Source organism: Rahnella inusitata, assembly GCF_003263515.1.
Taxonomy (GTDB): Bacteria; Pseudomonadota; Gammaproteobacteria; order Enterobacterales; family Enterobacteriaceae; genus Rahnella; species Rahnella inusitata.
In genome coordinates this window covers 155,190-181,316 of record NZ_JYDE01000020.1, presented here as the reverse complement: position 1 = coordinate 181,316, position 26,127 = coordinate 155,190, and the positions used below count along the sequence as shown (strand labels likewise).

The 26,127-nt window shown below is 52.1% G+C and carries 23 protein-coding genes; 17 read left to right on the top strand and 6 right to left on the bottom strand.

Annotation, left to right across the window (positions count from 1 at the left end; all coding sequences use genetic code 11):
• The first annotated feature begins 37 nt into the window (after positions 1-37).
• Positions 38-1,087 carry an HlyD family secretion protein gene (locus TU92_RS13635; protein WP_112167762.1) on the top strand — a complete coding sequence of 350 codons (1,050 nt, stop codon included), beginning with the start codon at positions 38-40 and terminating at the stop codon, positions 1,085-1,087.
• On the opposite strand, the gene TU92_RS13630 is transcribed toward TU92_RS13635, so the two are convergent.
• Both TU92_RS13630 and TU92_RS13625 read right to left on the bottom strand, forming a co-directional pair.
• Positions 1,088-2,101: an isopenicillin N synthase family dioxygenase gene (locus TU92_RS13630; RefSeq protein WP_112167761.1), complete on the bottom strand. Its 1,014-nt coding sequence runs from the start codon at positions 2,099-2,101 to the stop codon at positions 1,088-1,090.
• Between the two features lie 197 nt (positions 2,102-2,298).
• The gene (locus TU92_RS13625; RefSeq protein WP_112167760.1) at positions 2,299-3,195 is read right to left on the bottom strand and encodes an NAD(P)-dependent oxidoreductase; all 897 of its coding nucleotides are present in this window, start codon (positions 3,193-3,195) and stop codon (positions 2,299-2,301) included.
• Between the two features lie 217 nt (positions 3,196-3,412).
• Between TU92_RS13625 and TU92_RS13620 the strand changes: the two genes are divergently transcribed.
• The 8 genes from TU92_RS13620 to srlR all read left to right on the top strand — a co-directional run bounded on the left by TU92_RS13620 (position 3,413) and on the right by srlR (position 9,005).
• Positions 3,413-3,784 carry a YebF family protein gene (locus TU92_RS13620; protein ID WP_112167759.1) on the top strand — a complete coding sequence of 124 codons (372 nt, stop codon included), beginning with the start codon at positions 3,413-3,415 and terminating at the stop codon, positions 3,782-3,784.
• Positions 3,785-3,927: 143 nt separating this feature from the next.
• Positions 3,928-4,365: a VOC family protein gene (locus tag TU92_RS13615; protein WP_112167758.1), complete on the top strand. Its 438-nt coding sequence runs from the start codon at positions 3,928-3,930 to the stop codon at positions 4,363-4,365.
• Positions 4,366-5,007: 642 nt separating this feature from the next.
• Positions 5,008-5,556 (top strand): PTS glucitol/sorbitol transporter subunit IIC, encoded by a 549-nt coding sequence (gene srlA / locus TU92_RS13610; protein WP_112167757.1) that lies wholly within the window; start codon positions 5,008-5,010, stop codon positions 5,554-5,556.
• Between the two features lie 14 nt (positions 5,557-5,570).
• Positions 5,571-6,560, top strand: coding sequence for a PTS glucitol/sorbitol transporter subunit IIB (gene srlE, locus TU92_RS13605; RefSeq protein WP_112167756.1), 990 nt, complete (start codon positions 5,571-5,573; stop codon positions 6,558-6,560).
• 9 nt (positions 6,561-6,569) lie between these two features.
• Positions 6,570-6,932 (top strand): PTS glucitol/sorbitol transporter subunit IIA, encoded by a 363-nt coding sequence (gene srlB / locus TU92_RS13600; RefSeq protein ID WP_112167755.1) that lies wholly within the window; start codon positions 6,570-6,572, stop codon positions 6,930-6,932.
• Positions 6,933-6,953: 21 nt separating this feature from the next.
• Entirely contained in the window at positions 6,954-7,733 is a 780-nt protein-coding gene (gene srlD / locus TU92_RS13595; RefSeq protein WP_112167754.1) for a sorbitol-6-phosphate dehydrogenase, read from the top strand.
• A gap of 54 nt (positions 7,734-7,787) precedes the next feature.
• Positions 7,788-8,150: a transcriptional regulator GutM gene (gutM, locus tag TU92_RS13590; RefSeq protein WP_112167753.1), complete on the top strand. Its 363-nt coding sequence runs from the start codon at positions 7,788-7,790 to the stop codon at positions 8,148-8,150.
• An 81-nt stretch (positions 8,151-8,231) separates the two neighbouring features.
• On the top strand, positions 8,232-9,005 hold the full coding sequence (srlR, locus tag TU92_RS13585; RefSeq protein ID WP_112167752.1) for a glucitol operon DNA-binding transcriptional repressor SrlR: 774 nt from the start codon (positions 8,232-8,234) through the stop codon (positions 9,003-9,005).
• A gap of 681 nt (positions 9,006-9,686) precedes the next feature.
• Here srlR and TU92_RS13580 read toward each other — a convergent pair.
• Entirely contained in the window at positions 9,687-10,568 is an 882-nt protein-coding gene (locus TU92_RS13580) for a LysR family transcriptional regulator (RefSeq protein WP_112167751.1), read from the bottom strand.
• Positions 10,569-10,671: 103 nt separating this feature from the next.
• Here TU92_RS13580 and TU92_RS13575 point away from each other — a divergent pair, with 103 nt between their 5' ends.
• The 4 genes from TU92_RS13575 to TU92_RS13560 all read left to right on the top strand — a co-directional run bounded on the left by TU92_RS13575 (position 10,672) and on the right by TU92_RS13560 (position 16,303).
• Complete coding sequence (locus TU92_RS13575) at positions 10,672-11,733, top strand: alkene reductase (protein WP_112167750.1); 1,062 nt, start codon at positions 10,672-10,674, stop codon at positions 11,731-11,733.
• A 31-nt stretch (positions 11,734-11,764) separates the two neighbouring features.
• A complete protein-coding gene (locus tag TU92_RS13570; protein WP_112167749.1) occupies positions 11,765-12,706 on the top strand; it encodes an SDR family oxidoreductase in 942 nt (313 codons plus the stop codon).
• A 118-nt stretch (positions 12,707-12,824) separates the two neighbouring features.
• The gene (locus tag TU92_RS13565; RefSeq protein WP_112167748.1) at positions 12,825-13,805 is read left to right on the top strand and encodes an NADP-dependent oxidoreductase; all 981 of its coding nucleotides are present in this window, start codon (positions 12,825-12,827) and stop codon (positions 13,803-13,805) included.
• Between the two features lie 365 nt (positions 13,806-14,170).
• Positions 14,171-16,303, top strand: coding sequence for a TonB-dependent siderophore receptor (locus TU92_RS13560; protein ID WP_112167747.1), 2,133 nt, complete (start codon positions 14,171-14,173; stop codon positions 16,301-16,303).
• A 98-nt stretch (positions 16,304-16,401) separates the two neighbouring features.
• Here the strand turns inward: TU92_RS13560 and TU92_RS13555 are convergent, their stop codons facing one another.
• Positions 16,402-17,517: an ABC transporter substrate-binding protein gene (locus TU92_RS13555; RefSeq protein ID WP_112167746.1), complete on the bottom strand. Its 1,116-nt coding sequence runs from the start codon at positions 17,515-17,517 to the stop codon at positions 16,402-16,404.
• Between the two features lie 207 nt (positions 17,518-17,724).
• On the opposite strand from TU92_RS13555, the gene TU92_RS13550 reads away from it, so the two are divergent.
• Together TU92_RS13550 and TU92_RS13545 are read left to right on the top strand one after the other, a co-directional pair.
• A complete protein-coding gene (locus TU92_RS13550; protein WP_112167745.1) occupies positions 17,725-18,822 on the top strand; it encodes an LLM class flavin-dependent oxidoreductase in 1,098 nt (365 codons plus the stop codon).
• Between the two features lie 9 nt (positions 18,823-18,831).
• Positions 18,832-19,770 (top strand): ABC transporter substrate-binding protein, encoded by a 939-nt coding sequence (locus tag TU92_RS13545; RefSeq protein WP_112167744.1) that lies wholly within the window; start codon positions 18,832-18,834, stop codon positions 19,768-19,770.
• A 50-nt stretch (positions 19,771-19,820) separates the two neighbouring features.
• On the opposite strand, the gene TU92_RS13540 is transcribed toward TU92_RS13545, so the two are convergent.
• Positions 19,821-20,699 carry a LysR family transcriptional regulator gene (locus tag TU92_RS13540; protein WP_112167743.1) on the bottom strand — a complete coding sequence of 293 codons (879 nt, stop codon included), beginning with the start codon at positions 20,697-20,699 and terminating at the stop codon, positions 19,821-19,823.
• A 112-nt stretch (positions 20,700-20,811) separates the two neighbouring features.
• Between TU92_RS13540 and bla the strand changes: the two genes are divergently transcribed.
• Together bla and TU92_RS13530 are read left to right on the top strand one after the other, a co-directional pair.
• The gene (gene bla / locus TU92_RS13535; RefSeq protein WP_112167742.1) at positions 20,812-21,699 is read left to right on the top strand and encodes a class A beta-lactamase; all 888 of its coding nucleotides are present in this window, start codon (positions 20,812-20,814) and stop codon (positions 21,697-21,699) included.
• Positions 21,700-21,853: 154 nt separating this feature from the next.
• Entirely contained in the window at positions 21,854-22,081 is a 228-nt protein-coding gene (locus TU92_RS13530; RefSeq protein WP_112167741.1) for a hypothetical protein, read from the top strand.
• A gap of 76 nt (positions 22,082-22,157) precedes the next feature.
• Here the strand turns inward: TU92_RS13530 and TU92_RS22550 are convergent, their stop codons facing one another.
• Complete coding sequence (locus tag TU92_RS22550; RefSeq protein WP_112167740.1) at positions 22,158-25,799, bottom strand: calcium-binding protein; 3,642 nt, start codon at positions 25,797-25,799, stop codon at positions 22,158-22,160.
• Positions 25,800-26,127: the final 328 nt, after the last annotated feature.

The following is a 26,127-nucleotide window of genomic DNA, read 5'->3' as shown; positions in this document are numbered from 1 at the left end:
TCTATCATCGAACTAAAAGAGTAATGCAGGAAAAGTGATGAAAAATCTATTTCGTTATCCGTCAATCATAGTGGTGCTTTGCCTGGGTGTGGTCGGCGTGATGTTGGTTTTATACAGCTGGCAGTTATTTCCGTTTAATTCGCAGGTGGAATCAACCGATAACGCCTACGTACGTGGCAATGTCACCCTGCTTAGCCCCCAGGTATCGGGATACATCACCGACGTCAAAGTACAGGATTTTATGCCGGTAAAAAAAGGTGACGTGCTGTTTCTGATCGACGACAGCACTTACCGCCAGGAATTGTTACAGGCACAAGCCGCTGCCGCACAGCAGCAGGTGACACTGCAAAACTTTGAGCAAAATCGTGCGTCCAGCGCCGCCAGCCTGCAACTTGCCGAAGCAGAACTGCAAAGTGCGCAGGCCGCCGAAAGTAAAGCCTCGCTCGATACTGGCCGTAACAGTTCCTTGTTGGCAAAGGGTCTGGTGTCGAAAACCATCGGGGATGAATTACACGCCGCCTTGCTGACGGCCAAAGCCAACGTGGCCAAAGCGCGGGCCTCGGTGAATATCGCCCGTCAGGATCTGGCTCTGGTGGATGCCAATAAAGCGTCGCTGGCCGCAGCCTTAAAGGCCGCGCAGGCGAAGGTTGAGGTCGCACAAATTAATCTGCAACATACGCGAATTGTCGCGCCCTCCGACGGACAACTCGGCGAGGTCAGCGCCCGCATGGGGCAATATGTGACGGCAGGCACGCAGATGACGTCCATCACGCCAAAAATCGTCTGGGTGACGGCCAACTTCAAAGAGCGCCAGCTGGCGAAAATGAACGTCGGCACACCGGCAACGTTTACGGTCGATGCCCTCGACGATCGCACTTTCAAAGGCCACGTGGTGCGAATTTCTCCGGCAGCAGGTTCTGAATTCAGCGTGCTGAAAGCTGATAATGCCACCGGTAACTTCACTAAAATCTCACAACGAATTGCGGTGCGCATTGAGCTGGAACCGAATCAGCCGCAAAGCGATCGTCTGCGACCTGGGATGTCGGCGGTGGTCAGTATCGATACCGCTAACTCACCACAAAACTGATCAACGCGTGACGTCCGCATAATAACGCTGCGCCACGTCAGGATGTGAGCGCAGCCGCCCTTTCAGATAATTGAAACCGACATCGCGGAACAGCGGATTCAGCGGATCGCTGGCCTCGCCCCGCGCTTCTTTCGCAAGCTCCGGCGGTAACGGGAACAGCGGCACCACGGCGTCGAGTTGCGCGCCGAGGAAAAATGCCAGCGACAGGCGCTCACCGGCCGCAGGCGGAGATACCACGCGGTGAACGGTGGCACGCAGATAACCGTTGGTCGCCAGCTCCAGCAACTCACCGATATTCACCACCAGCGTATCCGGCACAGGCAACGCTTCCACCCACTGGTCCTTTTCCACTTCAACCTGTAATCCGCGCTGTTCGTCCTGCAACAAGAAACTGAGGAAACCGGAATCTTTGTGCGCCCCGACGCCCTGATTCCCCTCACCTTCAGGCCGTCCTGGATAGCGGATCAGTTTGATATGTTCATTGGGCTTTTCGCCATACAGCGGATCAAACGCCTCTTCCGGCAGTTTCAGCGCCAGTGCAAACGCACGCAGCAGGCGCAACGACATGGCGGTCATCTCGCGCTGCCAGCGCAACAGCAATGGCCGTAGCTCCGGTAACGTCTCCGGCCACTGATTTGGACCCTGCAATCTGGCCCACGCGGGGGTGTTGTCATCTATTGGTAGTTTCGCCCGCTCAGCCCCGAGATCAAATTGTTCACGCCAGTCAGGCTGACCGCGCGTAATTTCTGAGGCCGCGCGGTTGTAACCGCGAAAATGGGATGAGTTGATCATCGCCACGGCCAGTTTTTCTTCCTCCGGCAAGGCAAAGAACTGGCGCGATGCATTCTGCACATCGCTCAGTAAGGTTTTATCAATGCCGTGATTTTTAAGATAGAAGAAGCCGATCTCGCGTGCGGCGTAACGCAACTCGGACAGAAACGCTTCGCGCTGTTGCGGCGACGCTGAAAACTGGCTGAAGTCGATTAATGGGATATTGGTGGAAGGCTGGCTCATCGCTCACTCCGCTATGAATGAAAAGAGGTGTTCTTATCCCGACGCTATCACAGCCCCCGAACGGATAACCAATAGCCAGATGCTCTGATTTATACTACGAAGTTATGAATGACAGGTGATGAATGACAGGTGACGAGTAATGAATGTGATGATCTGTCATTCGCCAGTCATCACATTCAGCGGAGGATTTGGGGTAATTAAGATTGTTTATCGCCGAGGTAACGGTACACCACGGCCAGATCCTGATCGCCATAACCGGCACCCACCGCGCCCTGCCAGGTTTCGCTGATGCGTTTCATCACCGGCAGCTCCAGTTTACTTCCCGCTTCCAGCGCCAGGTTGATATCCTTCAGCGCCCACGTCAGCTGCATCTGTGGTGTATAATCGCCGCTTTTGAACATCTCCATTTTGCCTTTAATATAAGGTGCCGCCAGCGGTCCGCCGTCGAGCACGCTCCACAGGTCATCTGTGGTGAAACCGAGTTCTTCAGCCAGCTGCGTGGTTTCGGCGATGCCTTCCATCATGGCAATCAGCCAGGCGTTTACCACGAGTTTCATCCTGGACGCGCGCCCTGCCTCACCCAGCCATTTAGTCGCTTTGGAGATCGCCGCAAATACCGTTTCCACGGCAGCACCCGCTTCCCGATCGCCGCTGGCCAGAACCACAATCTGCGCCTGCTCAGCCGGCGCTTTCGTGCCGGACACTGGCGCATCGAAGAACACCACATCCGGGCGCTGCGCTTTGATCAGGGCGATCAGGCTTTCGGTTGCTTCGACACCCAGCGTCCCCATCTGCGCGATGATCCCGCCTTGTTTCAGCCCCGCCAGCAAACCGTTATCCCCCTGATAAACTTCCAGCGACGTTTTGCCATCGGACAGCATAGTGATCACCACATCGGCACCTTCAACGGTTTCCCGCGGTGTCGTACCACGCGTCGCCCCGGCGCTGACAAGATCATCTCCGCGGGAGGTCGTACGGTTCCAGACGCGGGTGGTAAACCCTTTTTTGATCAGGTTTGCGGCAAAGGCATGCCCCATCGCGCCGAGGCCCAGTACGGCAACGACCGGCTGTTGAAGTTCGGATTGCTGACTCATGTGTGACTCCTTGTGCAAATAATGATTGTGGTAAAAGGCTAACACCGCTGAGTTTCCTGCGGGACTGGCTTCTGTAACCGAATGCAACAGAACGGCTGATAGTACTTAACCTCTGCTGACCAACTGGCGTAACATACGCGCTTTCTTATCGTTAAATAACATTGAATATTCTGCGCAGGCTATGATTTTGCGAAGATTTTCAGGAGTAGCAAGCACTATGAGTAAAGTCGTTTTGATCGGAATTATTTCATTCATTTTCCTGATGATGGTGGTGATGCTGGGCTCGGTCTACATCTACCCATGGTGGATGCAACGTTCAACCGAAGGCGCCTGTGCGCAGATAACCAAGAGTGATGCGATAGATACCGTCACCCGTGACTACATGGAAAACCGTATCCCTAACTGGGGCAACGACAAAGACAATATGGGCACGTCGGTCCCGGTGTTGAGCTTCATCAGTGATGATGCGAAGGAAGATAAAGGCACTTACCACATTCCTTTCAGTGCCAAAGGCCCGAATGGGAAGCTGGGATATGTGGCGCATTTTAACTGCTCGAATCATTATGTTAAGTATTCGACGGTAGAGTGAGATATGCGGCTTTTCACCGCTGACCAGAAAGTTTCGGTTTCTTAATTGCAGTGATCACTTAACGCGCTGCGCCGAAACCGCCAAAGAGGGAGGAAAGCGCCTTCCTCTTTGATCTCCCTTTTCAAAACCCAGCAGGTAATCTCATGATCTTAAGTGTTAATCACGTCGGTTTTTCAGTTAAAAATATTGAAGACTCATTATTTTTCTGGACTCATATTCTTGGAGGGGAGTTATTACGCGAAGGGAAAATGTCTGGACCTATTATTGATGAAGTGACAGGCGCAAGGGGAGCTGATGTACAAATGGCTTTGCTTGAACTGGCTGGTATTAAAATTGAATTACTGCAATACAATAACATTGAACAGCCAGAAGAGCCTTCAGCACCCTACATCCCAGGCTACGCTCACCTTGCGTTTATAGTCGAGGATCTTGATACGCTCTTGAGCAAAGTATCGGACTATGGCTGGAAGACGCCAGGGAAACCTCAGACAGTCTTGTCAGGACCCATGCAGGGAACCAGAGTAATATATTTACAAAGCCCCGATGGTCAGACGCTTGAGTTGATGGAACGCAGTCAATGAAGTCCACATGTTATGACCCGTTACCTTCTTAATAAAACAGTGATGTTTGCAAAGTCCGCTGTTGGCACACAGCGGACTATCATGGCTGCTTAAGAAAAACGCTTAACGTATGATATTTTCCCTTTTCCAAGCGGACCCCTAGAACGCCATTCCTGCTTTGTTATGCTGGCGAAAATCAGTGACAACAAGACCATAACCGTTATATCTGCACTCATCAAACAAGCCCGGGAATATGCGGTTTCGGTGCCGGTTTTTCGATGTCCGATCTTGTCGATGCTGATTAAAGACATGACATAAAATCCTACCCAGGCTTTTTCGGCTCGCGGCCTGCGGCCGGTCGTCGAGCCCGACTGCGCTAACCGGCAAGCCGCTAAGCTTCGCGGATTTCCCCTCCCCAGATTAGTGACAATTACGATAGCATTTCAGCGCGTTGAAAACTCCCCCGACAGGGTCACATCCCGGCTTCTCAGCCACCTTTCTCCTTCTGCCATGACGCCTCACACTCTCAGAATTTCATTCTGAAAGATAAATCTTTCAGAATGTGATCAATGCAAGGTATTTATAAATTCATAATGATTATATTTTAGGTGTGGCGAGATAAAAAATGAAAGCGTAGACCCACGTATCCTACAGGAGAGCGACATGATCGAAGTAATTACGCACGGTGCCGAGTGGTTCATCGGCCTGTTTCAGAAAGGGGGGGAGGTATTTGTCAGTATGGTCACTGGCATTTTGCCTCTGTTAATCAGTTTGCTGGTGGTGATGAACGCGTTGATCGTCTTCGTCGGCCAGAAAAGAATCGAGCGGCTGGCGCAGCGTTGTGCAGGGAATCCGATAGCGCGTTACCTGTTGCTGCCGGTGATTGGGACGTTTGTGTTTTGCAATCCCATGACACTGAGCCTCGGGCGTTTTATGCCTGAAATTTACAAACCCAGTTATTACGCGGCCAGCTCTTACAGTTGCCATTCAATGAATGGTTTATTCCCGCACATTAACCCCGGCGAACTGTTTGTTTATCTGGGCGTCGCCAGCGGTCTGACAACGCTGGGATTACCTCTTGGCCCGCTGGCGGTCAGTTACTTCCTGGTCGGCATGGTGACCAATTTCTTCCGTGGCTGGATAACCGATCTCACAACGCGCATTTTCGAACGCAAGATGGGTATCCAGCTTGATCGTCAGGTTCAACTTTAAACGCGGAGCAGAAAATGAGCGTGATTATTCGTATTAACCGGGGAGAAGGTGGCTGGGGTGGCCCGTTACTGATTGAGGCTATTCCCGGTAAAAAAGTGGTGTACATCACGGCGGGCACCCGCCCGGCGATCGTCGATAAACTGGCGGAACTGACTGGCTGGGAAACCGTCGATGGATTCAAAGAAGGCGAACCACCGCTCGAAGACATTGGCGTGATGGTGATCGACTGCGGCGGCACGCTGCGCTGCGGCCTGTACCCTAAACGCCGGATCCCGACGGTGAATATCCATTCGACTGGGAAATCCGGTCCGCTGGCGCAGTTTATCACAGAAGACATTTATGTGTCGGCAGTGCGTGTGGACGATATCGTCATCGACGCACCGGCAAGTGCAGAACCTCTTTCTGCGGCGGTGGCAAGGACGTCACCGAAGGGCGGGCGGGACTATGACACCACCAAAAAGATCACCGAACAAAGCGACGGCCTGCTGGCTAAAGTCGGGATGGGCATGGGCTCCGGGGTTGCCGTGCTGTTTCAGGCCGGTCGCGACACCATTGATACCGTGCTCAAAACTATTCTGCCGTTTATGGCATTTGTCGCAGCACTTATCGGCATCATCATGGCCTCCGGTTTAGGGGATTTGGTGGCTCATGGCCTGACGCCACTGGCAAAAAGCCCGGTCGGACTGGTGATGCTGGCGCTGATTTGTTCCTTCCCGCTGCTTTCTCCTTTTCTCGGCCCTGGCGCGGTGATTGCGCAAGTGATTGGCGTACTGGTGGGCGTGCAGATCGGGCTGGGAAATATTCCGCCGCATCTGGCGTTACCTGCACTTTTCGCCATCAATGCTCAGGCAGCCTGTGATTTTATCCCGGTCGGATTATCGCTGGCAGAGGCCAAACAGGACACGGTTAGGGTGGGTGTGCCTTCTGTTCTGGTTAGCCGTTTCCTCACCGGCGCGCCAACTGTGCTTATCGCATGGGCCGCATCAGCCTTCATCTATCAGTAAGGAGCCATCATGCAAACCATTTATCAAACCACCATTACCCGGATCGGTGACTTTGCCAGAGAAGCGCTTTCCGACCAGATGTTGATCACGTTTCGTGAAGGTGCGCCGCAAGATATTCAGGATTACTGCTTCATTCATCAGCATGGCGTCACAGAAGGCGAATTACACCGTGGTGCCTGCATGGAGCTGGCCAATGTCCGCTATCCGGTCACCGCGGTCGGTGAAGTGGCGATGCAGAATTTACGCGAGCTGGGCCACATCACTCTACGTTTTGATGGCTGCGAGCACGCCGAGTTTCCCGGAAGTGTGCATGTTAAAGGCATAACGCCTGACGACATTCCTCTGGGCAGTATATTGAAATTTATCGATTAATCTTAGGATCAGGAGTCAATTATGGAACAGGTAGCAGTAGTGATCGGCGGTGGTCAGACGCTGGGCGCATTTCTCTGTCAGGGACTGGCTGAATCCGGTTACCGGGTTGCGGTTGCGGATCTCAACGAAAAGAACGCCATGGAAACCGCAGCGCAAATCAACACGCAATATGGTGAAGGGAGGGCTTTTGGTTTTGCAGTTGATGCCACCAGTGAAAGCAGCGTCGGTCAGCTGGCGAAAGCCGTTGACCAGACATTCGGCCAGATCAATTTGCTGGTCTATAGCGCCGGAATGGCCAAGGCATCGCCTATCACCGACTTTGCTCTCAATGATTTCGACCTCTCGTTACAAGTTAATCTGGTCGGTTACTTCCTTTGCGCCCGCGAGTTCTCACGGCTGATGATCCGCGACCGGATCCCGGGACGTATTATTCAAATCAATTCTAAATCGGGCAAAGTGGGCAGCAAACACAATGCAGGGTACAGCGCCGCGAAATTCGGGGGGGTTGGGCTCACTCAGTCTCTGGCGCTGGATTTAGCAGAGTACGGTATTACGGTGCATTCGCTGATGTTGGGCAATTTGCTCAAATCGCCGATGTTCCAGTCATTATTGCCGCAATACGCCAACAAACTGGGAATCGATGCGGATCAGGTTGAGCAGTATTACATCGATAAAGTGCCACTGAAACGGGGCTGCGACTATCAGGATGTGCTGGATATGCTGTTGTTCTATGCCAGTGATAAAGCATCGTATTGCACCGGTCAGTCCATCAATATCACCGGCGGGCAAGTGATGTTCTGAACCTGTACCGCCCCGGTTGCTCCGGGGCGGTTGCTTTTATAAAGGAGAGAATCCATGACATCAGCTTCTGCACTAATACTTTGTGCCATGTTCGCCTGGGTCGCTCAAATCGCGCTGGGGTGGTGGCAGCTACAACGCTTTAACCGGGCATTTGACCGATTGTGCCAGTTGGGCGCCGTCGGTGTCGGTCGGTCAGGCGGACGCTTTAAAGCGCGTGTTGTGCTGGCGCTGGCATTCGACAAGGAAGAAAGAGTACAGGGAGGTTTCCTGCTGCGCGGCCTGACGATTTTTGCCTCGCCGCAGCCGCTGACCGTGCTGAATGGCCTGAGCCGGCAACAATTAATGACAGGTGTGATCTTCCCGAAAGATCCGAATATTCAAACTGCACTATCATTAGCGATTGAAACGAAATCATGATATTTTCACTTTAAAAGCTATTACCTTTCAAAAGAAATCGTAGCGCGTGAATATTATCTGAAAATTTGAACGGAAATCGTGATGAAACCTAAACAGCGTCAGGTGGCAATACTGGAATATTTGCAACAATTTGGTAAAACGACTGTCGATGATTTGGCGGCTCACTTCGCCACCACCGGCACCACAATCCGTAAAGATCTGACCCTGCTGGAAGAAGAAGGTGCGGTGCTCCGTACCTACGGCGGGGTAGTACTGAGCCGTGAAGAGGGCGATCAGCCGATTGATCGTAAAACCCACATCAATACCGGTAAGAAACTGAGTATTGCGCGCGCTGCGATTAAAGAAATCCAGGATGGCGATTCGTTGATTTTTGATGCGGGCAGTACGGTCATGCAGATGGTGCCGTTCCTCGGTCAGTTCAATAACATCACCGTGATGACCAACAGCCTGCACATCGTTAATGCCCTGGTGGAACAGGATAACGACCAGACTATTCTGATGCCTGGTGGCACCTATCGTAAAAAATCCTCTTCTTTCCACGGCAGCCTGGCAGAAGGCGCATTTAATCAGTTCAATTTTGATAAATTATTTATCGGCGCGGATGGCGTGGACCTGAATGGTGTTGTCACCACGTTCAACGAAGTTCACGGCGTGAGCCAGGCAATGTGTACAGCCGCCGAACGCATTTATCTGCTGGTGGATTCATCAAAATTTGGGCGTAAAAGTCCGAATGTGGTGTGTCATTTAGATAAGGTAGACACACTCATCACCGACTCGGGATTAAGCGATCAGTACCGTGAAGCCATCGAGCAACAAGGCATCCGCCTGATTTTAGTGGATGACCACGAGGAATAATGGCTTCACGGCGGTGGTTCTAGGACTCCTTATGCAGTGACTGCATGACGCGCGCGTGTTCGTTCGCGTCGAAGCAGACGAATTCCGGCCGCCGCCTGTTTAAGCGCCACAATGATCCGCTGGAAAATCGCGTCAATGCAACGGTCACGACGATGGCCACTGAGTGCTCGCTGGCGACTGAATCGAAGACGCCACCACGATAGAATTTGGCAATAAATCTTCCTTCAGGCGCGTTCCCGGTAGCCAGATTCTTTCTCAGAACGTTCCCTCCATCCTTGTTTTCACCCGCTAAACCTGGCGATTAGGGTTTACCTACACTGTATTCCGACATATCCACCGTTAACTGCAAGATGTTAGGCCGGATAGAGGCAAATAACCGGGGCGCATACCAGCTTGTAGTCTTTTAAGGGGGCCGCTTGGAAAACGGAAAATATCCTACGTTAAGCCTGTTTTTTAAGCAGGCATGACAGGCAGCTTTGAGCGAGAAGCGGACCTAAAGTCACGCAGGAAACGCCAGTCATATTTATACTTAAACGTTCCAACTCATAGTGTTCGATAACGAGTCAAATGAGGTCCACTTCCCACCATCACTTACTGTCGAGTATTGAAATGGTCTATACAAAATACCGTCTTAGGGTAGTGAGTTTTTCCGTTTTACAGGCGGACCTCAATAATAGCTCCTCAGGTTTCCATTAGTTTTGAAGACAGAAATTCAATAAAGCGTTGGGTTTTGGCCGGCGTAAGACGCGTTTCTGTCACGGCATAAATGCTGACGTCCGGGCCTTTCCACTCAGGAAGAACGCGCATGAGCCTGCCGGCAGCCAAATCATCTGCAACAATCTTCTCGGGAAGCAGTGCGATTCCCTGATTTTTTATGGCGAGAGTGCGGATCATCCCGACACTGTTAAGCGTGAATCTGCCACGAACGCCCACCTCGACATCTACCTTGTTTATCCGTTGATGCAAATTCCAGGTCGATACCCTTGTCATGCAGATACATTCATGTGCCGCCAGATCCTCAGGTGTAGCAGGTTTGCCTGACGCTTCGATATAACCGGGAGACGCATAGAGTTGGCGCGAGTGCCGACCGATAAGGCGAGCGATCAAACCCGACTCTTCCAGTTTGCCCATGCGGATCGCTACATCGAACGGTTCGGTCACCATATCGACACGCCGCGGAGTCAGGTCGAATTCGAACGTGATGCCGGGATAGTGTCCGGCGAAATCGACGAGGATCGGTGCGAGATAAAGTGTGGCGAAATCGACAGGCAGAGAAACCCGCAAGATCCCGCCCGGCTGCTCAAGCATCTCGCCGAGCTGCTCATGCACCAGCCGTGCCTCGTCGACGATATGTTTGCTTCGCGCATAGTAAAGCTGGCCCGCCTCGGTCAGCTCGATCTTGCGCGTTGTGCGATGCAGGAGCCTCAAACCAATCGCCTTTTCCAACTCACTGATCCGGCGTGACAGGGTGGAGTTAGGAATGCCCAGTGCCTCCGCGGCCCTTCGAAAACTCCTGACCCTCGCGACCTCCACGAACAGCGCCATGTCATTCAAATGGTTCATCTTATTGCCCCACATATGGAATACTGATTTCAACTATAGGGTATTTATCCCGAAATCGGAATGATGGATAGTGGATAGAGACGTCAACGTATGGAGAACTCAAATGAATCCAGTATTCGCACCTGTCTATTTAGGACGCTACACACTGACCAACCGGCTAGTCATGGCGCCCATGACCCGCAGCCGGGCAGCCTTCGACGGGACACCCGGGGAGCTATCCACCGAATATTATGAACAGCGCGCCAGCCTCGGCCTGATCGTGACTGAAGGCACCCAGCCCTCCGATGACGGCCAGGGCTACCTGATGACACCGGGCATCTATGCACCCGAACATGTCGCCGGCTGGCGGAAGATCACATCTGCCGTCCACGACAAGGGCGGAAAAATCTTCATCCAGCTCATGCATGCCGGGCGCATGAACCACCCCGACAACACTCCGCACCATCGCCAGGGCGTGGCACCCTCCGCAATCGCGCCGGGTGCGGGCATGTTTACCATGGCAGGGATGCAGGACATCCCCACACCGCGCGCGTTGACGACCGAAGAGGTGCGCCAGACCGTCGCCGATTTCCGCAATGCGGCGCGCTCTGCGATTGAAGCCGGTGCTGATGGTATCGAGATTCATGGCGCTAACGCTTATCTCGTCCAACAGTTCTTCGCGCCAAGCGCCAACACGCGCACGGACGAGTATGGCGGCTCTATCGAGAACCGTGCCCGCTTTGCCATCGAAGTGGCCTCAGCGATTGCCGAGGAAATCGGCGCGGACCGCACTGCGATCCGCCTGTCTCCCGGTACGACGATATGGGGAATTGATGAAGGTTCGGAAGGGCCGGAGCTCTATCGTTACCTCGTTGCCGAACTCGACAAGCTCGGTCTTGCCTATCTGCACATCATGCACCAGGGCAACGAAGCGCTGCTCACTGATATCCGCCAGCTCTGGCATCAATCATTGATCGTCAATCGCCCTGGTCGTCCGCGTGAGCAGATTGGCACCGATGTGGCGTCGGGACTGGCCGATCTGGAAGCCTATGGTCAGCTAGTCCTGGCCAATCCTGACTTCGTCGCGCGACTTAAAACGAACGCCGGGATGAACGCTGCGGACCACAAAACATACTACGGCGGCACAGCAGAGGGCTATACCGACTACCCTGCCCTCAACCTCTGAACCCTACCCGCTCATGAAAGGATATTAGATAATGGCTCAATCACCGCAACTTGCGACCGTCGCGGATACCCTCACGCCGGCGAGAAAGAAAGTCCTGGTCGTCGGCGCAACAGGTTTCCTCGGCGCAAAGATTCTGCACAACCTCGCGCTTGAGAAAAGCGCGGCCGTCGTTGCCATGTCGCGAAAGGGCGCCCCCTCAGGTGGGGACGCCGACATCGAATGGGTTCGCGGCGATATGATGGATCCGGCGTCGCTGGATCGTGCATTGGAGGGCGTTGACGTCGTCGTCAGCTCGGCAAACAGTTACATGAAGGGCAGCCTCGATACCGACTTTCAGGGCAACAAAAACCTCATCGAGGCCGCCGCGCGGGCGAAAGTGAGCAGATTTGTTTTTCTCAGCATCGTGAGTTGCGAAGCCGCGTCCGCTGTGCCTCATTTCCACGCCAAGAAAGTGGCTGAAGATCTGATCAAAAAGTCCGGCGTGCCATACGTCTTTGTCCGGGCACCCTCGTTTCTCGACCAGAGCACAGACTTTATCGCAAAGGCCGTGAAAGCTGGGAAATTCCAGGGAATGGGCGACAAAACCACAAGGTGGTCCTACGTGCTGACGGATGACCTTGCCTCCTATCTTACGAAGGCGGCGATCTATCCTGGCGCCGAAATCGTCAACCAGACGATCGATGTTGGCTGGAGTGACGGTCCTAAGAACCAGCAGGAGCTGGCCGATATCATCTCTGATGTCATCAATAAACGTCTGAAGATCCAGATCATTCCCTGGTGGATGATTCGGGTGGCCGCACGGCCGGTCAAGCTGTTTTCCGAACTCGGGTATGATCTGATCCAGATGTTCCTGTTCTTCAGAACGGGGCTCTATGTCTCGGACATCTCCAGGCACGAGGACTTCTTCGGACCCGCTCCGACAGCGCGCGATGCGATCACACGATGGGCACGAAATCAGCAGCTTATTCCCTAAGACGTAGGGATGGGGTGGCAATGCAATGATGACGCGACGTTGCGCCATCATTTGAGAAAAACGGCACGCGATAGCGGGACCGCCCTCAGCGGCGGCGTCTCGCCAGGAGGAGACAGGTATGAACCATTCACCAACCCCTGACAGGGGCAATACTAACGAACAGCAGGCCAAGGGCCGTGCCTTAAGGCTGCACGCTTACGGCGGACCTGAAGCTCTCAAGGTTGATCACGTTTCCTCACCCGAGCCGGGCCCGGGCGAGGTATTGGTATCGATCAAGGCCGCCGCGGTAAACGGCATCGACTGGAAAATCCGTGAAGGCCACCTGCGCGAGCGCTTCAAGCTGACCCTGCCTGCGACGCTTGGCATTGAAATGGCTGGCGTCGTGATTCGAACTGGCTACGACGTCACGAACGTGAAGCCAGGGGATCGTGTTATGGCGGCCCTCGGTGGCGTCGGAGCCTACACCGACTTTCTGGTCATTGATGCCGAGAAGCTCGTCCTGACGCCGGCAGGGCTGTCCGACGTCCAGGCTGCCGCCATTCCTGTAGCTGCAATGACGGCCTGGCATGTCATTCAGGCAGCGGATTTCGATCTGTCTGGAAAGCGAGTGTTGATTCAGGGCGCGGCTGGCGGTGTGGGTGGCTTTGCGGTTCAGTTCGCGAAGATGGCCGGTGCAACTGTTTACGCTACAGCATCGACCACTAGCCTTCAGCACGTACGAGCACTGGGTGCAGATGACGTTATTGATTATCGCCAGCAAACCCTGGAAAATCTTGCCGACCAGATCGACCTGGTGGTCGATCTGGTCGGCGGCGTGGTACTGGATCAGTGCTGGGACCTGCTGGCACCAGGCGGACTTTTGGTAAGCATTGCTGCTCCGGACGTAATCGCTCGCGCACCGCTAGGCCGCCGTGGCGTCTTTTTGTCTAACAAGCCGGACACTGCACGCCTGGCCTCAATTGCTCAGCAGGTCGCCGCAGGCACATTGCGTTCAACAATTGCAGAGGTGATTAGTCTCGGCGATTTGCCACTAGCGATTGAGCGCAACCGTACCGGCCATCCACCGGGTAAGATCGTTGCGGACCTTACCCTCAAATGAGGCGAAAAGTAGGAAGAGGTGGAAAACCGCGCGGCCTTTCTGCGCGGGTTGAACCCGACCGGAGGGCACCGCGCAGCGGCGGGATTTTGCGGCAATAACGGAAGTGCCTGAAACGTGGCCGGGATGCATGGCACACGTTTGAAAAAACGCGGGAGTCCAGAGGGCGCGCGTTTACGCGTCCTTTGGGCCAGTGTGGGGGGCAACCCGCGGTTTTGAAGTAGTGGCGAATGACGTCGCCCCGTCCCCTATAATTGTAATTATTGTCATCACCCTTTTTTGTTCCCTTTCGTAAACCTGCCAATTAGAATGCAAACCGTTATCATTTGTATTTACTTGGTTGTATTTTATTTCAGGGAATCACTCACATGTCTTTCATCCATGCCCCGCGCGGGGCTCTTGTCGGTGGATTTAAAAAATCCGTCGTTGCTGTCGCTATTCTCCACTGCTCGCCTCTCCTTGCGGCGACGCAGCCGTCTGAAGACTCCATTACCGTGAACGCGCAAGCCAATGCGCTGGATACCACCGATTACAGCGCAACGCAGAGCTCGACTGCCAGCAAAAGCGATACCCCGCTCAATGAAACGCCGCAGTCGGTCAGCGTGGTCACGCAGTCGATGATTCAGGATTACGACGTGACATCTCTGGATGACGCGATGAAGTTTGTCAGCGGCGTGACACAGGGAAATACGCTGGGCGGAACGGAAGATGGTTTCGTTAAGCGCGGGTTTGGGGCGAACAGTGACGGGTCGATTCTGATTGATGGCGTGCGCAGCAATCAGGGGCTTGGATTTGATTCGACTATCGATCATATCGAAGTGCTGAAAGGATCGGCTTCACTGCTGTATGGGATCCAAAACCCCGGCGGCGTGATCAACATGATCACCAAAAAACCGCAGTATGAGTGGAATACCCGCGTCAGTGGTCGTACCGGCGGATTTGGTGGCGGAGCAGGAACTCTCGACGTAACCGGTCCGCTTGGCAATGGTTTCGCATTTCGCATGATAGCCGAGCGCCAGTATGAAGATTACTGGCGCAACTTTGGCAGCGACTCACACACCCTGCTCGCGCCCTCGCTGAGCTGGTTCGGTGAAAAAGCCAGTTTCAACATCAGTTATCAGGAATACAAATACGATATTCCTTACGATCGCGGGACAGTATTCTCCAACGGCAAACCACTGGATATTCCTTATAACCGCCGTCTCGACGAACTGGCTAACCACGCCTGGGGAAAAACCAAACGCCTTAATACTACCTGGGAATATCAGCTGAATGAAGACTGGAAAACGCGGCTGACCTACGCCTGGCAGCAACGCCGTTATGACAGTAATGAAGTCCGTGCCACCGCAGTGAATACCGAAACGGGCGCCGTGACCCGCCGTGCGGATGCGAATCGCGGATTCAACCATCAGACCAGCTATACGTCATGGGACTGGATCGGCAATCAGGAAATCTTCGGAATGATGAATGACCTGCTGATTGGCGTCGATTACGAGAAAAACGAAACCTACAAGCAGTACTCGTATCGTGGCAAAACCTTCAGCACGTTTAACATGTACGATCCGGTCTATGGCGTTGAACCCATTACCAACAGCAGCACTTATTCCGACAGCAACAGCAATTTGCGCAATACGCTGTATAACAAATCGGTCTACCTGAAAGACAGTATTCATCTGACCGACAAATGGATCGGCGTAGTCGGCGGGCGTTATCAGCATTACAACCAGAAGCAGACGTCCGGTTTCGTGAATCCCACCCAAAGTCTGGATGATACCGACGACAAATTTCTTCCGCAGGTGGGCGTGGTGTACAAACTCACGGATGACCTCTCGTTCTACGCCAACTACAGTAAATCCTTTACGCCTTCCACCGATGTGGATGACAACGGCAACGTGGCCTCCCCGGAAAGCGGCACCACCTATGAAGTCGGCACAAAATGGCAGATTTCACCGCGTCTGGATGCCACGCTGGCGGTGTATCGCATTGATGAAGAAGACATGTCGGTATTCATTAACGGCGTAACCCGCAATATTCCTAAAGCACGCTCGACGGGTGCGGAGCTGGAGCTTAACGGGGAAATAGCCAAAGACTGGGATCTGACCGCCAACTACAGTTACGACAAAACAGAAATCACCGAAGATGACGTGAATTCTGCCAATGTCGGTAACCGTCTGGTGAATGCGCCAACCAACATGGGCAGCCTTTATCTCAGCCACACCATGCGCTGGTCAGTGGTGCCGGGCGATTTCCGCGTAGGCGGCGGTGCGCGTTACGTCGGTACGCGTGCGGGTGACCCGGAAAACAGCTTCACTTTGCCGGATTACACCGTGGCCGATGCGTTTGTCGCCTGGGATAACCAACTGCTGGGCAAACATACCCAGATTAAGCTCAACGTAAATAATCTGTTCGACAAAGAGTATTACTCCTCAAGCGCAGGAAATTTACGCGTGATCGAAGGCGAACCGCGCAATGTGGTGCTCTCTGCAGCCGTAGATTTCTGACAGACGAAGAAACAGAAGTTTAAGACGTGGATCAGAGCCGGCACAGAAATGTGCCGGTTTTCGTTATTCGTTATTCATTTTACATTATTCGTCACCCATTACTTTGCAGGTAACGTACTCCAGTAAGTCCCGCTGAACGGCACCGGCAGGAACTGTTGATAAAGATCTTTCATGGTTTGTTGCGGATCGACATCCTTAAACAGCTGCGGATACATCGCTTTCGCAAACACTTCTACGTCCACCAGATGATACGGGCTGAGGTAGAAGTTATGCCAGACGCTGTACGCGCGCCCTTCCCGCACCGCTTTCAGTGTGGAAAGCACCGGTTGCTGATCCATCACCTGACGGAAACTCTGCGCGGCTTCTTCCTGCGTGACCTGTGGGCCCAGCATCAGATTCGACACTCGCTTGCCTTCGGGCCCCGCCATACCGGTGGTGATATACACATCCGGGTTGGCGACGATCACCGCTTCCGGGTTGAGATCGCCATACACGCTTTTAAACGCGCCTTTAGCGATGTTATCGCCACCCGCAAAGGCCAGCAGATCCGCCAGATTACCGTGAGACACCGTGGTACAACAGGCTTCACGACGCCCAAGATGTAACTGCAACATCACTGTAGGCTTCTTTCCCTGATACGCGGCAATACGTTCCTGTACGCGGTTCATATGCTGCTGATAGAAGGTGATAAAACGCGCCGCTTTTTCGGGATGGTTAAGCACATCGCCTAACAGCTTCACGCTGGGGATCGTGTTATGCAGTTGATCGACGCGCAGATCGACGTAGATCACCGGGATCCCCGCTTTGGTCAGCGCTTCTTGCATCACATCGTGATCGTCCTGCTTTTTAGCGTAAATGGGCAAAATCACCAGATCTGGTTTTAGCGCGATAACCTTCTCGACGTTCATCTGCGTGTAATTGTTCTGCCCAAGCAGCGGGATCTTGCCGATGTCAGGAAAAGCTTTCAGATACATCGCCCAGCTCTGCGCATCCAGCGACGCCATGTCCCCCGGCCACCCCACCACATGCTGCGCGGGATTTCCGTCCTGAACCAGCGCCAGCGTATATAACATCCGGCTTTCGCCGACGACAATGCGCTGTGGATTTTCTGGAACCTCAACCGTGCGCTGAGAAATATCTGTCACCGTTTTGGCCTGCACGGCACCGGCGAGCAGCATGCAGGAGATCAGCAACGAAGGAATGAACTTAGGCATAGTACCTCAGGGAGGGATTTTTAATGTGGGGATGATAATGATAATCGTTGAGTATCGCAAACGTGAGGATACCCATCTTTAATGCGCAATTTTAATATTAGCTTATCGATATAATTAATTTCTAACATAGTAGTAACCCGTTTATGGTGATAACTCCTGCCAGCGCAGCCTCCCTCCGCTGGCCTCTGACCCAAGGAGAGACAGCTCATGAGCGTGCAATTTATCGGGATGATCGGCCACCGGCTGGCATCTGAAATCATCCCGCCTGCCGGTCCGATTTTTGATAAGCAATACATCGCCGATTTCGCCAAAGCCCACGAAGACGCGGGTTTTGACCGCATTCTGGTGGCCTACGCTTCGGATCAGCCGGACGCCTTTCTGGTGACTGCCCACGCCGGGGCAAACACTTCCCGCATTCACTTCCTGCTGGCGCACCGCCCTGGTTTTGTTGCGCCCACGCTGGCGGCCCGCAAGCTCGCAACGCTCGATCACCTGCTGGATGGCCGCGTCGCCGTGCATATCATCAGCGGCGGAAGCGATGCAGAACAACGCCGTGACGGCGATTTCGAACCTAAGTCTGGCCGCTATCAGCGTACGGATGAATATATCGATGTGCTGAAAAAAAGCTGGTACTCGGAAAAAGGCTTTGACCATCAGGGGGAATTCTATCAGGCAGAGAATGCCTTTTCGGCCATCAAACCTTATCAGCAACGTTTGCCGGTGTTCTTTGGTGGCTCCTCTGAAGATGCCATCCGCGTGGCAGGTAAACATGCCGATGTCTTTGCGCTGTGGGGCGAACCGCTGGCAAGCGCCGCGGAAACCGTCGCTGCGGTGAAAGCCTCGGCGGCGGCGCATCAGCGGGAGATAAATTTCAGCATTTCATTCCGCCCTGTTCTCGGTAACACCGAGGAAGAGGCGTGGGCGAAGGCCGATGAGATCCTGGCAAAAGCCAAAGCGCAGCAGGAGAAAAGCGGTCAGGTGCTGGCGGCCAAACCGCAAAGTGTCGGGGCGCAGCGGTTGCTGAATGCGGTGGCAAAAGGTGACCGGCTCGACAGTTGCCTGTGGACCGGCATCGCGGGGCTGATCGGCGGCGGATCTAACTCAACGGCGCTGGTTGGGACGCCTGAACAGGTCTCCGAGGCGCTACTCAAGTATTACGATCTGGGCATTACCACGTTCCTGATCCGTGGCTTTGATCCGCTTAATGATGCTGTCGAATATGGCAAGCACCTGATCCCGCTGACGAAGCAAAAAATCGCTGCCCGTCAGGCCAGTCATCAACCTGCCCGTACCAGTCTAGTCTGAGGAATTGCAATGCGAGTGAATGTGAAAAATCTGCTGCTGGCGGTGTCACTGATCGCCAGTATATCTGCGGCATTTGCCGAACCTGTGACACTGCGCGTGGCGGATCAAAAAGGGAATATGCGCGCACAGCTGGAAGCGGCGGGAAAACTGGATAATTTGCCGTACAAGATTGAATGGTCGGAATTCCCCGCCGCTGCACCGCTGGCAGAAGCGCTGAACGCGCAGGCGGTGGATGTCGGGATTATCGGAGATGCCCCCCTGTTGTTTGCCGAGGCTGCAGGCGCGCAGGTGAAAGCTATCGCGGTGGATAAATCAGATGCCTACGGCACCGCGTTGCTGGTCAAGCCCGACAATCCGATTAAAACGGCGGCCGATCTGAAAGGCAAAAGTATCGCCACCAACCGCGGATCTATCGGGCATTTCGTGGCACTGAAGGCGCTGGCATCTGCCGGGCTGACTGCCAAAGATGTCACCTTCCGCTTTCTGCCGCCGAGCGATGCCAAACTGGCGCTGACGCAAGGCTCTGTGGATGTCTGGGCGACGTGGGAGCCCTACACCGCCTTCGCCCAGACGCAGGATCATCTGCGGGTGCTGGTCAACGGACGCGGCCTGTGGTCCGGTAACAGCTTCCTCGCGGCGACGGATACCGCGCTGAAAGATCAGGGCAAACGTCAGGCGATTGCCGACTATCTCCAGCGTCTGAGCGACGCTCAGATCTGGGCGTATAAAAATCTGGATGCGTACAGCGTAAAGCTGGCGAAGATTATCGGTTTCCCGCTCGATGCGGCGAAGCTGTCGTTTGAACGCCGCAAATCCTACTGGCAGGCGATCGACTCAGCGACCGAAATACAGCAACAACAGACAGCGGATTTCTATCACGCTCAGGGGTTATTGCCTGTCGCGCTCAACGTGAGCGGCACGTTTGATCACTCTTTCCTGCTGAAATAACCCTGCTTTTCGGCACCGGTTTCCTGCCGGTGCTTTTTCCTTTGCCCCATTTATCGCTCTGATAACAACGGCAACTCCCTGCTAATCCAGTCGTCGAACACCTGCATCGTGGACGACATGCGTTTGGATTTGAGCCGCGTCAGCCAGTAGCTACCGAGCGTGATTTCAGTCGCAAAAGGCCGTACCAGATTTCCACTTTCCAGCTCGCGGGCAAACATCGATACCGGCACCAGCGCCACGCCTTCAGCCTGCATGGCGGCTTCCACCATCAGACGCGAGGAATCAAACACCGCGCCCGTCGCCCGCCACGGGGCCAGCCCGGCCGCAGTCATCCACTTATCCCATTCATCAGGACGGTATGAACGCAATAGTATTTCTTTGGTCAGTGATTCGGGAGTGGTCAGACGGCGGGCGATTTCCGGAGAGCATAAAACGGTGTGGGGCGCGTCGAACAGCAGCCGGTTATCGGTCGCCGCCCAGGTGCCTGTGCCAAAACGGATGGCGAAATCCAGGCCTTCAGAGGCCAGATTGACCACGTTATTATTGGTGAGGATTTTCAGTTCGATAAAAGGATGTTGCTCACGAAACGCCTTCAGTCTTGGCAACAACCAGCCGACTGCGAAGGTGCCGACCACCGCAATGGTCAGTACTTCATGGAAATATCCGCCCTCAAAGCGCTTGAGCACGGTCTGGATCTGGCTGAAGGCCTCAGTCAGAACTGGCAACAGCACCAGTGCTTCATCGGTCAGCTCCAGCCCGCGCGGCAATCGTTTAAACAGCGCCGTGCCCAGCTGATCTTCCAGTAAACGCACTTGCTGGCTGACCGCCGCCTGCGTGACGCTCAGCTCAAGCGCGGCGCGGGTGAAGTTAAGGTGTCGGGCTGACGCTTCAAAAGCTCGCAGCGCATTGAGAGGCAGAGATGTCCGCATAATGACTTATCCATAAGTTTTTCTTTATCCTGCGCGAAATTATTCTCGCTTGTCAATAATCTGCCAAACAAGGATATTGCCGGTCTCCGCAATACAACAGATAAGGATTTCTATGTTCAATAATACATTTCGTCATAAAGCGCTGCTGACCGTGGCCCTGATGCCTTTATTATTTTCCAGCGCCCCGCTATGGGCTCAGACGCCTGAACAGGCCAAAGCCGTGCAGCAAAAACTGGCTGATTTGGAAAAAAGCACCGGTGGCCGTCTGGGCGTGGCGATGATCAATACCGCTGATAACTCACAGACCGTATACCGTGGCGAAGAGCGTTTCGCCATGTGCAGTACGAGTAAAGTGATGGCTGCATCGGGCGTACTGAAAGCCAGTGAGCAAGATAAAAACCTGCTGAATAAGCATGTGGATATCAAAAAGTCAGATCTGGTGAACTACAACCCGATTACTGAAAAACATCTCGATACCGGTATGACGCTTGGCGAACTCGGCGCAGCAGCCATTGAGTACAGTGACAACGTGGCGATGAACAAGCTTATCGCGCAACTTGGTGGGCCGGCGAAAGTGACCCAGTTTGCGCGCTCGATCGGCGATGAGACATTCCGCCTTGACCGGACAGAACCGACGCTCAACACCGCAATTCCGGGCGACAAGCGTGACACCACGTCGCCTCTGGCGATGGCGCAAAGCCTGCGTAAACTGGCGCTGGGTGATGCGCTGGCCGAACCGCAGCGCGCGCAGCTGGTGGCATGGCTGAAAGGTAACACCACCGGTGCTGCCAGCATCCGTGCCGGTCTGCCAGCTTCCTGGACCGTCGGGGATAAAACCGGCAGCGGTGATTACGGTACGACCAATGATATCGCCGTTGTCTGGCCTGATAATCACGCACCGCTGATTTTGGTGACCTATTTCACCCAGCCGCAGCAGGATGCCAAAGCCCGTAAGGACGTCTTAGCCGCCGCCGCAAAAATCGTGACTGAAAACCTGTAACGCCCGACGCCCATGTGGACTCACCTCATGGGCGTATTGTTCTGTTAGTTTTCCGTGCGTTGCGCAAACTGTGAACTTCCGCCCTGTGCGAAACCGCTGAACGTGGTTAATAGAGAATGTCGCCCGATATCAGGCTTAGCTCACAGGATGCAGCATGGAAAATTACGCCAACAAAAGCGGTGATTCACAGGTTGTCAGCTTCCAGATAGATGCCAACTCGATCAAAGTCCGCTTTAAGAATAACCACGTGTATTTATACGACATCCGCCATCCCGGCCCGGAACATCTTGAGAAAATGAAAGAACTGGCGCGCTCCGGCTGGGGCCTGAATACTTATATTGAAAGCGAAGTGAAAACGGATTTTTCTTCCAAGGTTTTCTGAACACCGATCCCGTTCTGTAGTAAATAAAAACTCCCTCTCAGCAAACATTTATTATCCCTGAGAGGGAGTGAGTATATTACTTATTGATAGCGTCAGATGACAAGTACGAAGAAGTATTAAAAGACTGCATAAATTCTGTCTGTTGCTCCACTAACGTCAGATTGCTATGTGTGGCAGAGAAAGTACTCATCGCTTCAATTAATTCTTGAACTTGTATGCTCGTCAAATCATAACCGTCAGCCGTGTGAATAACTTTGTTTTTGTAATCAGTAGCCGAAAACCAGTTCATCAGTTCAACAGAGTCTTCGGAATTTTTTTCGTTAATCATCAGGTTAGCGTTCTTTTTGGAGAACCAAAGATCGCTAAATGTAGCGTCATTGAACTGCAGGATATCCGGGCTTTCTGATTTGAGCGCTGAATCCTTAACTTGATCTTTTCCATGGCCGTTAGAAAACAGATAAGTGTCCTGGCCGCTGCCTCCGTTTAAGGTGTCATCTCCTGCGCCGCCGTCTAAAACATCAGTACCACTTCCGCCACTAAGACTGTCGTTACCTGCGCCGCCTATAAGGCGGTCTGCGCCATACCAGCCTGACAGCCTATCTGCACCTTCATTCCCAGTTGAGATAACACCTGATGTGGCCAGGTCGTCTGCAGTCAGTGTCACGTCATCAAAAATGAATTGGCTGTAGCGAAAGACACTGCTTTGCCTGTCGTCGTCCATGAAATAATAACTCAATCTCACGCTGTCTTCGGTGCCATAGGCTTTGATAATCAGGTCATTACCATCACGTTCAAATATCGCCGAATCTGACTTCGCACCCGAAAAACGAAGAAAATCGCTTTCTTTCATGGTAGAAAAATCGTACATCGTATCCTGGCCGTGCCCCGCTGCGAAAAGGTAAGTATCACTGGCTCCGCCGCCATTTAGGTAGTCGTTACCCGCACCGCCTTCCAGGATATCAGTGCCACTACCGCCACTAAGACTATCGTTACCAGCGCCACCCGTCATTCTGTCTGCGCCATACCAACCTAATAGACTATCTATACCTTCAGTCCCAGTTGAGATCACACCTGTTGTGGCCAGGTCGTCTGCAGTCAGTGTCACGTCATCAAAAATGAATTGGCTGTAGCGAAAGACACTGCTTTGCCTGTCGTCGTCCATGAAATAATAACTCAATCTCACGCTGTCTTCGGTGCCATAGGCTTTGATAATCAGGTCATTACCATCACGTTCAAATATTGCCGAATCTGACTTCGCACCCGAAAAACGAAGAAAATCGCTTTCTTTCATGGTAGAAAAATCGTACATCGTATCCTGGCCGTGCCCCGCTGCGAAAAGGTAAGTATCACTGTCTCCGCCGCCATTTAGGTAGTCGTTACCCGCACCGCCTTCCAGGATATCAGTACCACTACCGCCACTGAGACTGTCGTTACCCACTCCTCCCTCTAAAATATCATTGCCTCCTCCACCGCTCAGGCTGTCGTTTCCGGCACCGCCAGTCATCCGGTCTACGCCATACCAACCAGAGTATGTGTCATTTGCCTCGGTGCCTGTATACGTCATACCCCTTGCCGCCAGATCTCCCACCGTCAGCGTAGCGTCGTCAAACACAAAACTGCTGGTGCGGTAATTACTTGTGGAAGAACTACTTTCAATAAAATAATCAGTTAATGTCACGCAATCTTCTGTGCCATAAGCGTTAATAATGAGGTCGTTACCCGATCTATCGAAATTCGCAGATGTTGCCATTGAGCCCACAAAACGAATAACATCCCCGTACTGTTTATTGTTATATGAATGAATTTTATCCTGCCCGTGCCCGACATAAAATAAATAAACCTCTGATTTATTTCCGTCATTAATCAGCAATTCATCTCCACTCGTGCCTCTTCTATATTTAGAAAATGAAAGACTGACTTGCTCCACTTCATTTTTGAAGTCAGTAGTATAAGTAAGCAGGTTTAAGAAAGTATAGCTGACATCATAAAAGTGAATGACATCTGTCTTTTCTTCTTGAGCAAGATACTGAGTAAAGGCATCAATATTTAATGATATTTTATCATCTTTATATTCGATAGTTACCAGATTAAATTCATCCTGATAAGCAGTCTGAATCATTAACCGGGCTAAAGAGAAATCATAATACTCCTGATACTCTTTTTGAAGCATAGCTATTCTATTTGGCAAACCATTCAAATTATCTGTAGAGAGAATATCTCCGGTAATGACCTCAAGAAAAGCCACTTTCCGTGCGTCAAATTCATCACCACGAAGAGTAGGACTAACATTCTCCACGCCAGCCCAGTTGAAGAGAATATCCTCTAACAGATTGCTTTTACTCGCATCAAGGGGATTAGCAATAAATTGCTCAACAAGTGTTTTAAGCTTATCATTTCGGCTCATGGCAATATGCAAATTGACCATATTCCCTGAACCTTTCAGGAAAGGCATGCCAAGTATTTCTTCAGTAAGAACATACTCACCGCTGTATCGTGTGTCCGCAGTGTTTGTGTCGAACCACACATCAGATGAAGCGGCTGTAGTACTATCATTAAATGTTATTGTACTTGTTTGCCTGTGAGCATTACCGTTCTCATCCACAAAAGTGGACGAACTATATTTCGTTGCAATAGTCTTTATATTTAATTGATCTAACGCGGTTAATTCTCCACTATCAACATGTCCATTACTGTTCTCATCTTGCCAGACACGTAATTGCTGCCAGATAGCATCTCCTGAATCTAATTGACCATTTTTATTATCATCCAGATCCTTAAGCGCGTCATACCCGTTAGTCGCCAGATGACCGTTTTTAAGCCTGGTGTTATTACCAAACAATTCCGCACCTGAATCGATCAGACCGTCCCCATTAATATCCCTGACTAAAAGTCCGTCATCTGCACCAACCCAACCGGTACTTTCTTCAAAAAAATTCCCGTCATGATCAAAATAGATACCCTGTTGTTTACTTAAGGTTTCGATACCATCACCGTCTAAATCGAAAATAATGGGACTGAATTCATTTTTGGCATCATCTAAACTTGGTGTACGTCCCGGAATGCGGTACCCATATTTATCAATCACCCCTCCCTCGACTAATGCATTATAAGCATTTAATTCTGGGTGGCCGCGGTAGATAAGGTCTATTCCTACACCCACTGTAATCCCCACATGTGTACCATAAGTCTCAGTAGCCAATGTTACCGAGAGGTCTTTAAATGCTTGTTTTCCAGCTGCTTGCGGATCCTTTTTATATAACTGATACAGATCGTAAGCATATTCAACCTTCCCTGCGGCCCCCAACATCGTAGATAGGCCCTGAGCAGCCCTTACCGGTTTTCCATCAAGCAGATTGTATCTATCATTATATTTAGCCGCATCAGCCCGATGCCCAGCAGCAGCAGTGGCGGCTGCATTTCTTTCGGCTTCTAAGGCGATGTATGCTGCACTCCCTCGTCCACCACTGGCATCCATTGCAGCAATTTGAGCGTCTAATGAAGCTACCCGACTGTTTTCTGCCACCGCGGCGAAGGTAGATGTAGCAAATTTTGAAGCCGCATCTACTTTACTGGCATTTACATCAGAAGTTCCGAGCTTAGACTCCACAAATGTATCAAAATTATCTTTTAAATCACTTAGAGTTTCCGGAGATTGATCCTTCGCATATTCAATAATGAGATCGGTTATGATATTTTTTTGCTCTTGAGTATCAGACATAATATAACTCCTTTTATATAAAAACCTAAATTACCACCAATTAATATTCATGCTAAGCTTTAGTTTAATATCAAAAGCATTCCCATTTACACATCTTATGGTTATTGCAAGCTGGGAATATTACTGAAAATAAAAATGTAAAGCGAGTTCTTAACTACGACCTGGGTCACAGATATCTTTATTTATCCTTCACTACCTCGCAGATCCATAGAAATATAATATTTTTAATTAAATCTCATCAAATTGATGAATAGTAATCACATTTAATTCAACATAATTATTACGATTCCAGTCAAAATAATTCTGGCGATATGAATGACGACAGATA